The 15498-nt window shown below is 58.9% G+C and carries 11 protein-coding genes; 6 read left to right on the top strand and 5 right to left on the bottom strand.

Going from position 1 to position 15498, the window contains the following annotated elements:
- Positions 1–4: 4 nt before the first annotated feature.
- From BLQ41_RS26785 to BLQ41_RS26770, 4 genes are all read left to right on the top strand, one after another.
- Positions 5–607 (top strand): DsbA family protein, encoded by a 603-nt coding sequence (locus tag BLQ41_RS26785; RefSeq protein ID WP_197678964.1) that lies wholly within the window; start codon positions 5–7, stop codon positions 605–607.
- The gene (locus tag BLQ41_RS26780; protein WP_090186613.1) at positions 600–2417 is read left to right on the top strand and encodes an ABC transporter ATP-binding protein; all 1818 of its coding nucleotides are present in this window, start codon (positions 600–602) and stop codon (positions 2415–2417) included. Before BLQ41_RS26785 ends, BLQ41_RS26780 begins: the two co-directional genes overlap by 8 nt.
- A 417-nt stretch (positions 2418–2834) precedes the next feature.
- Positions 2835–5294: an EAL domain-containing protein gene (locus BLQ41_RS26775; protein WP_090186610.1), complete on the top strand. Its 2460-nt coding sequence runs from the start codon at positions 2835–2837 to the stop codon at positions 5292–5294.
- A 78-nt stretch (positions 5295–5372) separates the two neighbouring features.
- Positions 5373–6134 (top strand): TenA family transcriptional regulator, encoded by a 762-nt coding sequence (locus BLQ41_RS26770; RefSeq protein WP_390899676.1) that lies wholly within the window; start codon positions 5373–5375, stop codon positions 6132–6134.
- Between the two features lie 77 nt (positions 6135–6211).
- Here BLQ41_RS26770 and BLQ41_RS26765 read toward each other — a convergent pair whose 3' ends face one another.
- The 5 genes from BLQ41_RS26765 to BLQ41_RS26745 all read right to left on the bottom strand — a co-directional run bounded on the left by BLQ41_RS26765 (position 6212) and on the right by BLQ41_RS26745 (position 11093).
- The gene (locus BLQ41_RS26765) at positions 6212–7138 is read right to left on the bottom strand and encodes a GGDEF domain-containing protein (protein WP_090186605.1); all 927 of its coding nucleotides are present in this window, start codon (positions 7136–7138) and stop codon (positions 6212–6214) included.
- 374 nt (positions 7139–7512) lie between these two features.
- Positions 7513–8253 carry a YciK family oxidoreductase gene (locus BLQ41_RS26760; RefSeq protein WP_090186602.1) on the bottom strand — a complete coding sequence of 247 codons (741 nt, stop codon included), beginning with the start codon at positions 8251–8253 and terminating at the stop codon, positions 7513–7515.
- A gap of 73 nt (positions 8254–8326) precedes the next feature.
- Positions 8327–8998, bottom strand: coding sequence for an N-acetylmuramic acid 6-phosphate phosphatase MupP (mupP, locus tag BLQ41_RS26755; RefSeq protein WP_090186599.1), 672 nt, complete (start codon positions 8996–8998; stop codon positions 8327–8329).
- A 4-nt stretch (positions 8999–9002) separates the two neighbouring features.
- Positions 9003–9701: a bifunctional 2-polyprenyl-6-hydroxyphenol methylase/3-demethylubiquinol 3-O-methyltransferase UbiG gene (gene ubiG / locus BLQ41_RS26750; protein ID WP_046042598.1), complete on the bottom strand. Its 699-nt coding sequence runs from the start codon at positions 9699–9701 to the stop codon at positions 9003–9005.
- Between the two features lie 60 nt (positions 9702–9761).
- Positions 9762–11093 (bottom strand): TRZ/ATZ family hydrolase, encoded by a 1332-nt coding sequence (locus BLQ41_RS26745; protein WP_090186596.1) that lies wholly within the window; start codon positions 11091–11093, stop codon positions 9762–9764.
- Positions 11094–11201: 108 nt separating this feature from the next.
- Between BLQ41_RS26745 and mtnA the strand changes: the two genes are divergently transcribed.
- Complete coding sequence (gene mtnA / locus BLQ41_RS26740) at positions 11202–12278, top strand: S-methyl-5-thioribose-1-phosphate isomerase (RefSeq protein WP_090186594.1); 1077 nt, start codon at positions 11202–11204, stop codon at positions 12276–12278.
- A 424-nt stretch (positions 12279–12702) separates the two neighbouring features.
- Positions 12703–15366, top strand: a complete 2664-nt coding sequence (gyrA, locus tag BLQ41_RS26735; protein WP_090186592.1) for a DNA gyrase subunit A — start codon at positions 12703–12705, stop codon at positions 15364–15366.
- The last annotated feature ends 132 nt before the right edge of the window (positions 15367–15498 follow it).

The following is a 15498-nucleotide window of genomic DNA, read 5'->3' as shown; positions in this document are numbered from 1 at the left end:
CCCGATGTGTTCCTGGTGCTGGGGCTTTGCGTCGGTGGCCAATGCGCTGGTCGAGCAGGCGCATGCGGCAGGCGTGGAGGTGCATTTGGTGGTCGGCGGTTTGCGCACCGGCAGTGGCTCGGCGCTGGAGCCGACCACCCGGCGCTACATTCTTGAACACTGGCAGGCGGTCAAAGAGGCCACCGGCCAGCCGTTCAAAATTGAAGGCGCGTTGCCAGACGGGTTTGTCTACGACACCGAGCCTGCCTGCCGGGCACTGGTGACCGCGCGCAGCCTGGCGCCGGATTGCGCGTGGAAACTACTCGGGCTGATTCAGCATGCGTTCTACGCCGAAGGTCGCGATGTCACGCACGCCAGTGTGCTGGTGGAACTGGCTGAGAAAGCCGGTCTGCCACGCATCGAATTTGCCGCCGCGTTCGACCGTGCCGATCAGCACGCCGCGACCGCTGCTGATTTCACTTGGGTTCAGGACCTGGGCATTGCCGGCTTCCCGACATTGCTGGCTGAACGTGACGGTCAACTGGCGCTGTTGACCAACGGTTACCAACCCTTGATTGAGTTGTCGCCGTTGCTTGGCCGTTGGCTGGAGCGCGCCGCCTGTGCATGACCTGCCCGATGGCGCGCCCGTTCCCAAGCGTGTCGATCGGCTGAGTTGGGCCGAAATCCGTCGATTGGCCCTGCACCATAAAAAATCCCTGTGGATCGCCAATGGCGTCGCGGTGCTGGCTACTTTGTGCAGCGTGCCGATTCCGTTGCTGCTGCCATTGCTGGTCGACGAAGTGTTGCTGGGGCACGGCGACGCAGCCCTGAAGATCATGAATCACGCACTGCCCCAAGGCTGGCAGAAAGCAGCAGGCTACATCGGCCTGATGCTGCTGGTGACCTTGTTGCTGCGCTGTGGCGCCTTGTTGTTCAACGTGGTGCAGGCGAAGTTGTTTGCGGCGTTGGCCAAGGACATCGTCTATCGCATTCGCGTGCGGTTGATCGAGCGGCTCAAGTGCATTTCCCTGGGCGAATACGAAAGCCTGGGTAGCGGCACGGTGACCACGCACCTTGTCACCGACTTGGACACGCTGGATAAATTCGTCGGCGAAACCCTCAGCCGTTTTCTCGTCGCCATGCTGACGCTGGTGGGCACCGCATCGATCCTGATGTGGATGCACTGGAAGCTGGCGCTGCTGATTTTGCTGTTCAACCCGTTGGTGATTTACGCAACGGTGCAGTTGGGCAAGCGGGTCAAGCACCTGAAGAAACTCGAGAACGACAGTACTTCGCGCTTCACCCAGGCGTTGACCGAAACACTCGATGCCATTCAGGAAGTGCGCGCCGGCAACCGTCAGGGGTTTTTCCTCGGGCGTCTGGGACAGCGCGCCCGGGAAGTGCGCGATTACGCCGTGAATTCGCAGTGGAAAACCGATGCCTCCAACCGTGCAAGCGGTTTGCTGTTCCAGTTCGGCATCGATATTTTCCGTGCGGCAGCGATGCTCACCGTGCTGTTTTCCGACCTGTCCATCGGCCAGATGCTGGCGGTGTTCAGCTACCTTTGGTTCATGATCGGTCCGGTGGAGCAACTGCTCAATTTGCAGTACGCCTATTACGCCGCCGGCGGTGCACTGTCACGGATCAACGAACTGCTGGCCCGCGCCGATGAGCCGCAATACCCCGGTGGGGTCGACCCGTTCCAGGGGCGTGAGACCGTGGGCATTGAAGTCCGGGGGCTGAGCTTCGGCTATAGCGACGAGCTGGTATTAAACAAGATGGACCTGTCCATCGCACCCGGTGAAAAAGTGGCCATCGTCGGTGCCAGTGGCGGCGGCAAAAGCACCTTGGTGCAATTGCTGCTGGGGCTGTACACGCCGCTTGCCGGGAGCATTCGCTTCGGCGGTTCGACTCAGCAGGAGATCGGTCTGGAGGTCGTGCGGGAAAATGTTGCCGTGGTCTTGCAGCACCCTGCGCTGTTCAACGACACCATCCGTGCCAACCTGACGATGGGCCGTCTGCGCAGCGACGAGGCCTGCTGGCAGGCGCTGGAAATTGCGCAGTTGCACCAGACCGTTCGAGAGTTGCCCGATGGTCTGGACAGCATCGTCGGACGTTCCGGGGTGCGTTTATCCGGAGGTCAGCGTCAACGACTGGCCATTGCACGGATGGTGCTTGCCGAGCCCAAGGTCGTGATTCTCGATGAGGCCACCTCGGCGCTGGACGCGGCCACCGAATACAACCTGCACCAGGCGTTGGCGCGGTTCCTGAGCCACCGCACCACGCTGATCATCGCGCATCGGTTGTCGGCGGTGAAGCAGGCCGATCGCGTGCTGGTGTTCGACGGAGGACAAATTGCCGAGGATGGCGACCATCAGCAACTGATTGCCGAAGGTGGTTTGTACGCCAAGCTTTATGGGCATTTGCAGCAACATTGAGTGAAGTGCGTCGCACTTCAGAATCATCCTGCGTCGGTTTTTGGAACTGTGAAGGCTGTTTCCCGGTCTGCCAATTAACTGATTTTGCACAGTATTGCTGTCAGCCTGTTGGTCGTCGACACGCACGCCTCGATGGTGCGTTGAAGCGGATTTCCGGCTCGTGGGTAGTTCCAGGTTGTCAGATTCAACGCCTGCAGATGCGCTAGTATGTGGCCGACGGGAGGGAGACCCCGTTTCAGCCCGAATGAATAAAAAATGCGGTACAGGTCCACGGCTCGACGGCGAAGCGCTGATCGGTCGCAGGCACGTGTATGCGCAAAATATGGGCGCTGGCTTGCCGGGATCGATTACGCACCCTAGTCTAGCTTTAGCGATCACGTGGAATGATGATCTGGTAGTGCTAATACAAGGGACCTCATGAAGCAAAAGCGGACTCTCGGAACGCCAAGGTTGTTGGGCATCGTCTGGCCATTTATCGCGGTAGTGCTGTTTCAGGCGCTATTGGGTGGGGTCAGTCTGTATGTGCTTTCGGCGGTTCGCGGCTATGTCGCCGGAGAAAGCCTCTGGTCCAAGGGCCAGAAGGATGCCATCTATTACCTTAATCTCTACGCGGACAGCCGTGATGGGGCGATTTTTCTCAAGTACCAGAACGCCATTGCCGTCCCTCAGGGGGGCCACGAGTTGCGGTTGGCGCTGGACCACGAACCGCCGAATATCGAAGCTGCGCGTGTAGCCATTCTTAAAGGTGGCAACCACCCTGACGACGTCTCCAGCTTGATCTGGCTGTACCTCAATTTCAGGCACTTCAGTTACCTGGAAAAGGCCATTGATCGTTGGACGGTGGGTGATGCCTATCTGGTGCGGCTCGATGACGTCGCCCAGGAGATGCATCAGCGCATTACCGAAGGCCAGGCATCGGACGCCGACATCCAGCGCTGGAAGGCGCAGATTTTTGCGATCAACGACGGTGTGACGCCTGCCGCCAAAGCGTTCAGTGATGCCTTGGGCGAGGGCTCGCGTCTGATTTTGCGCCTGCTGCTGGTGACGAACCTCGCCACGGCCCTGGGCTTGATTGCATTGGCCCTGATGCGCACGCACAAACTGCTCAAGCAGCGCCACGCTTTCGCCGAGGCCTTGCAGTTGGAGAAGGACCGGGCGCAGATCACGTTGCAATCCATTGGCGACGGGGTCATTACCACGGATGTCGAGGGGGCGATCGCCTACATGAACCCGGCGGCCGAGGCACTGACCCACTGGAAAGGCGAGCAAGCCATGGGCTTGCCGCTGGCAGCCTTGTTCAATCTGCTGGATGAAAACGCTCAGGCGGATGGGTTCACGCTGATTGAACACATCCTGAGCGGTCAGCTCAGTGGTGGCAGCGAACATTCCAAACTGATCCAGCGCCTGGATGGCAGCACCGTCTCGGTCACCCTGGTCGGCGCGCCGATCCGTAATGCCGGCAAGGTCAGTGGCACGGTGCTGGTGTTGCATGACATGACTCAGGAGCGCCAGTACATCGCCAATCTGTCCTGGCAGGCGACCCATGACGCCTTGACCGGGTTGGCCAACCGCCGGGAGTTTGAGTATCGCCTGGAGCAGGCAATGCACAATCTGACGCGGCACTCCGGTCGCCACGCGTTGATGTTTCTCGATCTGGATCAATTCAAACTGGTCAACGATACCTGCGGCCACGCGGCGGGCGATGAACTGTTGCGGCATATCTGCGCGCTGCTGCAATCGGGCTTGCGCGAAGGTGACACCCTGGCACGACTGGGTGGCGACGAGTTCGGTATTCTGCTGGAAAACTGTCCGCCGGAAGCGGCCGAGAAAATTGCCGAGAGCCTGCGTCAGACCGTGCAGAATCTGCATTTCGTCTGGAAAGGCCGGCCTTTCGTGACAACGGTCAGCATCGGGCTGGTTCATGTCGCGCAAACGCCGACCACCCTTGAAGCCTCGTTGCGCGCCGCGGATATGGCCTGTTACATGGCCAAGGAGAAGGGGCGTAATCGTGTGCAGGTCTATCATGCCGATGATTCGGAGTTGTCCCTGCGATTCGGTGAAATGGCGTGGGTGCAGCGCCTGCACATGGCGCTGGAAGAAGACCGCTTTTGCCTCTACTCCCAGGAAATCGCGCCGCTTGGACACACTCAACAAGGGGGCGGGCATATAGAAATCCTGCTACGTCTGCATGACGAAGCCGGGCGCATGATATTGCCTGACAGTTTCATTCCGGCGGCAGAGCGTTACGGGCTGATGACTGCGCTGGACCGTTGGGTGGTGGAAAACGTTTTCAAGATCATTGCCCAATGTATTGCAGAAGAACGCAAAGGCCCGTTGGCCATGTGTGCGATCAATCTGTCAGGCACTACTATCGGAGATGATGCGTTTCTGGACTTCTTGCGTGAGCAATTCGTTGTGTGGTCCATTCCTCCTGAAATGATTTGTTTTGAAATTACAGAAACCAGTGCAATTTCAAATTTGGGAAGCGCCATTAGATTTATCAACGAACTCAAAGGTTTAGGTTGCCATTTTTCATTGGATGACTTCTGCGCCGGGATGTCCTCGTTCGCCTACTTGAAACATTTACCTGTAGACTTCTTGAAGATCGATGGAAGTTTCGTGAAGGATATGCTGGACGACCCGATTAACCGCGCCATGGTAGAAGTGATCAATCACATCGGCCATGTCATGGGTAAACGCACGATTGCCGAGTTTGTGGAGACGCCCCAGATCGAGCAGGCATTGCTGGAGATCGGGGTCGATTTCGCTCAAGGGTATGTCATTGAACGCCCGCATCTGTTTACCTGCGATAGTTTGCAAAGTCGTCCCGCCAGGCCCCAACCTTTGTTATTCAAGGCGCCTGGTACGTTCCGTTGAAATCTCTAGCTGATCCTAACAATCACAATCAAAAGGAGCCCGACAGTGATCGACACATTCAACCGAACCGGACCACTCATGGAAGCTGCAAGTTATCCTGCCTGGGCGCAACAGCTCATCAAGGATTGCAGCGAGAGTAAGCGCCGGGTTGTAGAACACGAACTGTATCAGCGCATGCGAGATAACAAACTCAGCGCAAAAACCATGCGTCAGTACCTCATTGGTGGCTGGCCGGTGGTTGAGCAGTTCGCGTTATACATGGCACAGAACCTGACCAAGACCCGCTTTGCCCGCCACCCCGGTGAGGACATGGCGCGTCGCTGGCTGATGCGCAACATTCGTGTCGAATTGAACCATGCCGATTACTGGGTGAACTGGAGTCGGGCACACGGCGTCAGCCTGGAAGATCTGCAGGCGCAAAACGTTGCCCCGGAACTTCACGCGTTGAGTCACTGGTGCTGGCACACCAGCTCGGCGGATTCTCTGATCGTTGCCATCGCCGCCACCAACTATGCGATCGAAGGCGCCACCGGAGAGTGGTCGGCACTGGTCTGTTCCAGTGGCGTGTATGCGGCTGCCTTCCCTGAGGAGGATCGTAAGCGGGCCATGAAGTGGTTGAAGATGCACGCCCAGTACGATGACGCCCATCCATGGGAAGCGCTGGAAATCATCTGCACGCTGGCCGGCATGAACCCGAGCAAGTCGCTGCAAGTGGAATTGCGCCAGGCTGTCTGCAAAAGCTATGACTACATGCACCTGTTTCTGGAGCGCTGCATGCAACTGGAGCATTCGGAAAAGGCTCCCGTGGCACGTGAACGCATGGCGTTTGCCGAGAGCTGATCCATAGGCAGCACAAACAAAAAATGAGGGAGCGAGTTTACTCGCTCCCTCATTTTTTTATGGTGTTGCTGATGTTCTCAGCCCGCCATCTGCAGCCGGTTACGGCCCTCGCGCTTGGCGACATACAGCGCGCTGTCGGCTCGTCGCAACAAACTTTCGGCAGACTCTCCGGGCAGCAGGGTCGAACAACCCAGGCTGACCGTCAGTTCGACCAGGTTGCCGTCGGCCTTGTAGTCCTGGGCCTGTGCTGCAAACCGCAGTCGTTCGCCGACCATGGCCGCTGCTTCCCGATTGGTATTGGAAAGCAGGATCAGGAATTCTTCGCCCCCAAAGCGAAACACCATGTCCACGTTTCGCAATTGATTCTTGATCGAAGCTGCGACAGCCTTGAGCACGTCATCGCCTGCGCTGTGTCCGTAGTTGTCATTTACATTTTTGAAATGATCGATATCCAGCATCAGTAGCGACAACGGCATCAAGTGCCTTCGCGACATCTCGATTTCACGCTGCAACGTCTGATCCATCGCGATGCGATTACCGGTACCGGTCAGTGGATCGCGCAATGCGCTTTGAGTCGCGGCCCGATAGAGCAGGGCGTTGCGGATCGGGAACAGCAAGGTGGGCAGCAACGATTCCAGCGAGGCCTGTTCGTATTCGCTGAATCGCTGGTTGCGGCGGAAAATCAGATCACCCAGGTTCTCATCTTCATGGACGAGGCTATAGGTGACCGAATGGTGGCCGCGCTGCCCGAGCTCCAGGCGCAAGTCGCTGGCGGTGTGCTTGTAAGTCAGCGCATCCAGTGGCACGACACGCTGAATCTCGCGGAAGAAAAGTCCGAGAATGCGTTGTGGCTCAAGGCTGGTCTGCAGTTGCTGGCCAAGTTGCTGACGCAATTGTGCGAGGCTGAATGGCCGCTCCAGAACGGGAGGCTTTTGACCAAAGCCCAGGCGCTGCAATTTGGCGTTATCGAAGTCAATTGCGTTGGTCTGGGATGGTGATTTCATATGGCGTGAGCCCCTAAGCAGTAAGGCTGTCTTACAGGCTGGGTGAGAGCGGCTTTGGGCTGCGCGTCATACTGGTCCATCAGTCCCGTAGGACATTTGGCGCAAGTTTAGTCCGCTTTGTCGAATATTAGTAACCAATCGACTGAGGCGTCCGCCCGATAGCTTTCACACGGCGTGTCTGAGCAAATTTAGAGCGAAAGTCATGCCAATGAGTTCCTTCGGATAAAAAGCCTTTTTAATCAACGTGTTATTAGGTGTGCTGGACTTATTTGCAGAATAAGTGACGGCGAATTGACAGAAGTGGGTGTGATTAAGGCGGGCTTTAAGTGCCGCGCCGAAATGTCGACGCGACACAAAAAAGCGACGTGCGGCTGTTATTGAGCGTTGAAAGCCTGGCCATTGATGCCGGTACTGTCCGGGCCCATCAGGTACAGGTACACCGGCATGATTTCTTCCGGCGTAGGGTTGTTCAGCGGATTTTCTCCCGGATAAGCCTGGGCACGCATGCTGGTGCGGGTGGCGCCGGGGTTGATGCTGTTGGAGCGCACGGGGGCGACGGTGTCGACTTCGTCAGCCAGGGTTTGCATCAAGCCTTCGGTTGCAAACTTGGACACGCCATAAGCGCCCCAGTACGCGCGACCCTTGCGGCCCACGCTGCTGGAGGTGAACACCACTGACGCGTCTTGAGACAGCTTGAGTAGGGGCAGCAGGGTGCTGGTGAGCATGAACATGGCGTTGACGTTGATGTGCATGACGCGCATGAAGTTCTCGCCGGACAGCTGCTCAATCGGCGTGCGCGGACCAATGATCGAGGCGTTATGCAGCAAGCCGTCAAGGTGGCCGAATTCTGTTTCGATCATCGCCGCCAGCTCATCGTATTGATGGGGCAGGGCGGTTTCCAGGTTGAACGGGATCACGACCGGCTGAGGATGCCCGGCGGCCTCGATGTCGTCATAGACCTGCGTCAGATTGGCTTCGGTCTTGCCCAGCAGCAATACGGTGGCGCCATGGGCGGCATAGGTTTTCGCCGCTGCTGCGCCGATGCCGCGGCCCGCGCCGGTGACCAGAATAATCCGGTCCTTGAGCAATTCAGGACGTGCGGAGTAATCGAACATAAGAAACCTCAACAAAACAAAAGACAGATGGCGTCAGTCTTCTCGCCATATTCCCGGAACCTGAAAGCGGCGGTCAGCAGCCACACAGGGCGCTATCGAGCACCTTGCGCAGCTCCATTGGATGATCCACCACCACATCCGCGCCCCAATGCCGAGGGTTGTCTTCCGGGTGAATGTAGCCGTAGGTCACGGCCGCCGTTTTGGTGCCGGCATCACGACCCGACTCGATGTCGCGCAAATCGTCACCCACGAACAGCACGCTGGCCGGGTCCAGGTCGAGCATCTTGCACGCCAGGATCAACGGCTCAGGGTCCGGCTTGCTGTTCGTTACGTGATCCGGGCAGATCAATAAGGCCGAGCGTTCGGCAAGACCCAATTGCTGCATGATCGGCTCGGCGAACCGCAGTGGCTTGTTGGTAACCACACCCCAGATCAGGTTGGCCTTCTCGATGTCGGCCAGCAGTGCTTCCATGCCGTCGAACAGCTTGCTGTGAACCGCGCAGCCGATGAGGTAGCGCTCCAGGAACTCCAGACGAAGCTCTTCGAAGCCTGGCGATTCGGGGTCCATGGAGAAGGTCACCGCGACCATCGCCTTGGCGCCGCCGGAAATCTCGTCGCGAATGTGCTTGTCGTTCATCAGCGGCAAACCGCGATCAGCGCGCATCGCCTGACAAATGGCGATGAAGTCCGGCGCGGTGTCGAGCAGGGTGCCGTCCATGTCGAAAAGGACTGCTCTGATACGCATCGGCTTACTCCTCGCGCAGGGTCTGGATCATGTAGTTGACGTCAACATCGGCCGCCAGTTTGTAGTGCTTGGTCAGCGGGTTGTATGTCAGCCCGATGATGTCCTTGACGGTCAGACCGGCCATGCGGCTCCAGGCGCCCAGTTCGGAAGGACGGATGAATTTCTTGAAGTCGTGAGTGCCGCGCGGCAGCAGCTTCATGATGTATTCGGCGCCGACGATGGCGAACAGGTACGCCTTCGGATTGCGGTTGATGGTGGAAAAGAACACCTGGCCGCCGGGCTTGACCATGCGGAAGCAGGCGCGGATTACCGAGGACGGGTCCGGCACGTGTTCAAGCATTTCCAGGCAAGTGACCACGTCAAACTGCTCGGGCATTTCTTCTGCCAGTGCTTCGGCGGTGATCTGCCGGTATTCGACGCTCACGCCCGATTCCAGTTGATGCAGTTGTGCGACGGCCAGTGGCGCCTCGCCCATGTCGATGCCCATAACCGTGGCGCCACGCTGGGCCATGGCTTCACTGAGGATGCCGCCGCCGCAACCGACATCGAGGACTTTCTTGCCGGCCAGATTGACCCGTTCGTCAATCCAGTTGACCCGCAGCGGGTTGATGTCGTGCAGCGGTTTGAACTCGCTTTCGCGGTCCCACCAGCGATGCGCCAGGGCTTCGAATTTGGCGATTTCGGCGTAGTCGACGTTGCTCATGGTTCAGTCCTCTAAAACTTGAAAAATCCTGTTGCCCCGGGGGTGAGTCCGGAGTCATTGCTATTCGGTGCGGCCGCTGATGCGCTGGCCCCAGGCCTTGGTCGTGGCGCAAAGTTGTTCTTCGTCCAGGCGGGTCAGGCGGCGGTCGTCGAGCAGTTGCTTGCCGGCGACCCACAGGTGCTTCACGCAGTCCCGGCCGGTGGCATAAATCAATTGTGAAACCGGATCGTAGACAGGTTGCTGCGCCAGGCCCGACAGATCGAATGCGACGATGTCCGCTGCTTTGCCGATTTCCAGCGAGCCGACCTCAGTCTCGATTCCCAACGCGCGGGCACCGTTGAGGGTGGCCATGCGCAATGCGCGGTGGGCGTCCAGCGCGGTGGCCGAGCCGGCGACCGCTTTGGCCAACAACGCGGCAGTGCGGGTCTCGCCAAGCAGGTCGAGGTCGTTGTTGCTGGCTGCGCCATCGGTGCCGACCGCAACATTGACGCCTGCTTGCCACAGGCGCTCGACCGGGCAGAAGCCGCTGGCGAGCTTGAGATTGGATTCCGGGCAATGAATCACATTGGTGTTGCTTTCTACCAGCAATGCCAGGTCTTCCTCGCTGATCTGGGTCATGTGTACTGCCTGGAAGCGCGGGCCGAGCAGACCCAGGCGACCGAGGCGAGCCAATGGGCGTTCACCTCGCTGTTCGACCGACTGTTGAACCTCGAAGGCGGTTTCGTGGACGTGCATATGAATGGAGGCGTCCAGCTCTTCGGCAATCACCCGGATTTTCTCCAGGTTTTCATCGCCCACGGTATACGGGGCGTGGGGGCCGAAGGTCACTTTGATGCGCTCATGGTGCTTGAGATCGCCGAACAGTTCGACGCCCTGACGAATGGCTTCGTCGGCTGTGCTGGCGCCCGGGATCGGGAAGTCGAGGATCGGAATTGCGATCTGTGCACGAATTCCGCTGTTATGGACGCGCTCGCTGGCAACCTTCGGGAAGAAATACATGTCAGAGAAGCAAGTGATGCCACCTTTTATCTGCTCGGCGATCGCAAGATCAGTGCCGTCGCGTACAAAGGCTTCGTCGACCCATTTGGCTTCAGCGGGCCAAATGTGGTTTTCCAGCCAGGTCATCAACGGCAGATCGTCGGCCAAGCCGCGGAACAGCGTCATCGCCGCATGCCCGTGGGCATTGATCAGGCCGGGACTGAGCAGCACGTCCGGCAGCTCACGTACTTCGGTTGCGTTAAGCTTCAGCGCAGCCGACCGTGGGCCGATAAACACAATGCGCCCGTCGCGGATGCCCAGGCCATGCTCTTTGAGGACAACGCCGGCGGGTTCGACGGGTACCAGCCAGGTCGGCAGCAATAACAGGTCGAGCGCAGCGGCAGTGTTCGGCATCGAGGGTCGGTTCCAGTGCTTTTGTAAAGGATGGCGAAGTATACCCGAGCGTCTTCGCGGGGGGATCGCTATAATCGGCGGCTTTTGTTCATGAGTGCGGGGTGTGGGATGCGCGATCGACTGTTGGCTGCGGAGAAGGTAAAGGCCATCGATTGGCGTGATGGCGCCCTGTACCTGTTGGATCAGCGTGTTTTGCCGTTCGAAGAAACGTGGATCGCCTACACCAGTGCAGCAGGTGTCGCCGAGGCGATCCGCTCGATGGTGGTGCGTGGCGCGCCGGCCATCGGCATCAGTGCGGCCTATGGCGTGGTGCTGGCAGCACGTAGCCGGTTTGCCGAGGGGGGCGACTGGCAGGCGGCGCTGGAAGAAGATTTCGCTCTGCTTGCCGACTCCCGTCCGACGGCGGTCAACCTGTTCTGGGCCTTGGGCCGCATGCGTGAACGGCTTGAGCGTCTGAAGCACCATGCCGATCCGCTGGCGGTGCTTGAGGCAGAGGCCATCGCCATTCATGAAAGCGATCGCGAAGCAAACCTGACCATGGCGCAGTTGGGAGTGGACTTGATCCGCAAACACCAGGGCAATGCACAGGCGATCCTGACCCACTGCAACACCGGCGCGCTGGCCACGGGCGGTTTCGGCACGGCGCTGGGGGTGATTCGCGGCGCCTATATCGAGGGCATGGTCGAGCGTGTTTATGCCGACGAAACCCGCCCTTGGCTGCAAGGTTCGCGATTGACTGCCTGGGAGTTGGCCAATGAAGGCATTCCGGTCACGGTGAATGCCGACTCCGCCGCCGCGCACATCATGAAAACCAAAGGTGTGACCTGGGTGATCGTCGGTGCCGACCGGATCACCGCCAATGGCGACGTGGCGAACAAGATCGGCACTTATCAACTGGCGGTGAGCGCAATGCACCACGGTGTGCGCTTCATGGTGGTGGCGCCGAGTTCGACCATCGACATGAACCTGGCCAGCGGCGATGAAATTCCTATTGAAGAGCGCGATGGCCGTGAGTTGCTGGAAGTCGGCGGCAAGCGAGTCGGGGCGGATGTCGATGCCTTCAACCCGGTATTCGACGTGACGCCTGCGGACCTGATCGATGCGATCGTCACTGAAAAAGGCATCGTCGAGCGCCCGGATACGGCGAAAATGGCCCAGTTGATGTGCCGCAAGCGTCTGCATTGAGAGCGTCCGGCGCCTTGTAAATCGACATCGCCAGCAGGCTGGCTCCCACGGGTTTTGTGGTCGACACCGATCCTGTGGGAGCCAGCCTGCTGGCGATGAGGTCCTAAAAGTCAATAAACATCCTAATTCAGCTGCCAATTTTGCATTTGGAGCGGCTCTAAGCCTCTCTCGTCCCCTTTCAGCCTGTCACCGGTCAACTAACTATGCTCCATGCGCATCTGGGGGATAGGTGCGTGGCGGCTCTTGTGATAACATCCGGCGTTTTCCGAGGCAGTCCCACGGGGTTGTCTTTACTGCGCAAATCCATGGTTCAACTTGTTGATTTGTCGTAAGTCGGTGCATGGCACTCAGCCTGCAGCGGCGAGCTTCGTTCGTCCCATATGGATGTGACGAAGTTTCACCAGAAAAAGGAATCGAGCTTCTCATGGGCGAACTGGCCAAAGAAATCCTCCCGGTCAATATCGAAGACGAGCTGAAGCAGTCCTACCTCGACTACGCGATGAGCGTAATTGTCGGGCGGGCCCTGCCGGATGCGCGCGATGGCTTGAAGCCCGTGCACCGGCGCGTGCTGTTCGCGATGAGCGAGCTGGGCAACGACTTCAACAAGCCGTACAAGAAATCTGCCCGTGTTGTCGGTGACGTAATCGGTAAGTACCACCCGCACGGTGATACCGCGGTGTACGACACCATCGTCCGTATGGCGCAGCCATTCTCGCTGCGCTACCTGCTGGTAGACGGTCAGGGCAACTTCGGTTCCGTGGACGGCGACAACGCTGCAGCCATGCGATACACCGAAGTGCGCATGACCAAGCTGGCGCACGAGCTGCTGGCTGACCTGCATAAAGAAACCGTGGACTGGGTGCCGAACTACGACGGCACCGAGATGATCCCGGCGGTCATGCCGACCCGTATTCCCAACCTGCTGGTCAACGGCTCCAGCGGTATCGCCGTGGGCATGGCGACCAACATCCCGCCGCACAACCTCGGTGAAGTCATCGACGGTTGCCTGGCCCTCATCGACAACCCCGAGTTGACCATCGATGAGCTGATGCAATACATCCCCGGTCCGGACTTCCCGACCGCCGCGATCATCAACGGTCGTGCCGGCATCATCGAAGCCTACCGCACCGGTCGCGGGCGCATTTACATGCGTGCCCGCTCGATCATCGAGGACATCGACAAGGTCGGTGGCCGTCAACAGATCGTCATCACCGAACTCCCTTACCAGCTGAACAAGGCCCGTCTGATCGAGAAGATCGCCGAGCTGGTAAAAGAGAAGAAGCTTGAAGGCATTACCGAACTGCGCGACGAGTCTGACAAGGACGGTATGCGCGTCGTGATCGAACTGCGTCGTGGCGAAGTGCCTGAGGTGATCCTCAACAACCTCTACGCCCAGACCCAGCTGCAAGCCGTATTCGGTATCAACATCGTTGCGCTGATCGACGGCCGTCCGCGGATCCTGAACCTCAAGGACCTGCTGGAAGCCTTCGTGCGTCACCGTCGCGAAGTCGTCACCCGCCGTACCGTGTTCGAGCTGCGTAAAGCCCGCGAACGTGGCCACATTCTGGAAGGTCAAGCGGTTGCCCTGTCGAACATCGACCCGGTTATTGCCCTGATTAAAGCCTCGCCAACGCCGTCGGAAGCCAAGGAAGCGCTGATCAAGACTGCGTGGGAATCTTCCGCCGTGGTTGCGATGGTTGAGCGTGCCGGTGCCGATTCGTGCCGTCCAGAGACCCTGGACCCGCAATACGGTCTGCGCGAAGGCAAGTACTTCCTGTCGCCGGAACAGGCGCAAGCCATTCTGGAACTGCGTTTGCACCGTCTGACCGGTCTGGAACACGAAAAGCTGCTGGCCGAGTATCAAGAGATCCTCAACCAGATCGGCGAGCTGATCCGCATCCTCAGCAGCGCCACGCGCCTGATGGAAGTGATCCGCGAAGAGCTGGAAGTGATCCGCGCCGAATACGGCGACGTGCGTCGCACCGAGATTCTCGATGCCCGTCTCGACCTGACCCTGGGTGACATGATCCCGGAAGAAGAGCGCGTCGTGACCATTTCCCACGGTGGCTACGCCAAGACCCAGCCATTGGCTGCGTACCAGGCTCAGCGTCGTGGCGGTAAAGGCAAATCGGCGACTGGCGTCAAGGATGAGGACTACATCGCTCACCTGCTGGTTGCCAACAGCCATACCACGCTGCTGCTGTTCTCCAGCAAGGGCAAAGTGTACTGGCTGAAAACCTACGAAATCCCGGAAGCCTCCCGCGCTGCCCGTGGTCGTCCGCTGGTCAACCTGCTGCCGCTGGACAGTGATGAATACATCACCACCATGCTGCCGGTCGACGAATACACCGAAGGTCACTTCATCTTCATGGCTACCGCCAAAGGCACCGTGAAGAAGACCCCGCTGGAATCCTTCAGTCGTCAACGCAGCGTCGGCCTGATCGCGCTGGAACTGGATGAAGGCGATGTGCTGATTTCTGCTTCCATCACCGATGGCAGCCGCGAAGTCATGCTGTTCTCCGACGGCGGCAAGGTCACTCGCTTCAAGGAAACCGACGTTCGCGCCATGGGCCGTACCGCTCGTGGTGTGCGTGGCATGCGTCTGCCGGAAGGCCAGAAGCTGATTTCCATGCTGATCCCGGAAGAAGGCAGCCAGATCCTCACCGCTTCGGCCCGTGGTTACGGCAAGCGTACGGCGATCACCGAGTTCCCTGAATACAAACGTGGCGGTCAGGGCGTTATCGCCATGGTCAGCAACGACCGCAACGGCCGTCTGGTTGGCGCGGTCCAGGTGCTCGACGGCGAGGAGATCATGCTGATTTCCGACCAGGGCACCCTGGTTCGTACTCGTGTCGACGAAGTTTCCAGCCTGGGTCGTAATACCCAGGGCGTGACCCTGATCAAGCTGGCCAGCGATGAAACGCTGGTAGGTCTGGAGCGGGTTCAGGAGCCGTCGGAAGTCGAAGGCGAAGAACTGGAAGGCGAAGAGGGCGAAGAGGGTGCAGTGTTCGACGGTGAGGTCGTGATCGACGACATCGTCGAAGATCAGCAGCTCGACGCCGCAGCCGACGAAGAACCGCAGGAATAAGCGGGCAAACAGGGGGCGGATGAAAATTCGCCCCCTTCTTGTTTCTCCTGTTTGAATGTAGGAGCTGTCGAGTGAAACGAGGCTGCGATCTTTTGATCCAGCTTCGCAGGTGCACGGAAAGGATCGCAGCCT

Origin of the sequence: Pseudomonas arsenicoxydans (assembly GCF_900103875.1) — a bacterium.
GTDB lineage: Bacteria > Pseudomonadota > Gammaproteobacteria > Pseudomonadales > Pseudomonadaceae > Aquipseudomonas > Aquipseudomonas arsenicoxydans.
The sequence above is the reverse complement of the archived record's forward strand: the minus strand, read 5'-3'. Positions and strand labels throughout refer to the sequence as shown.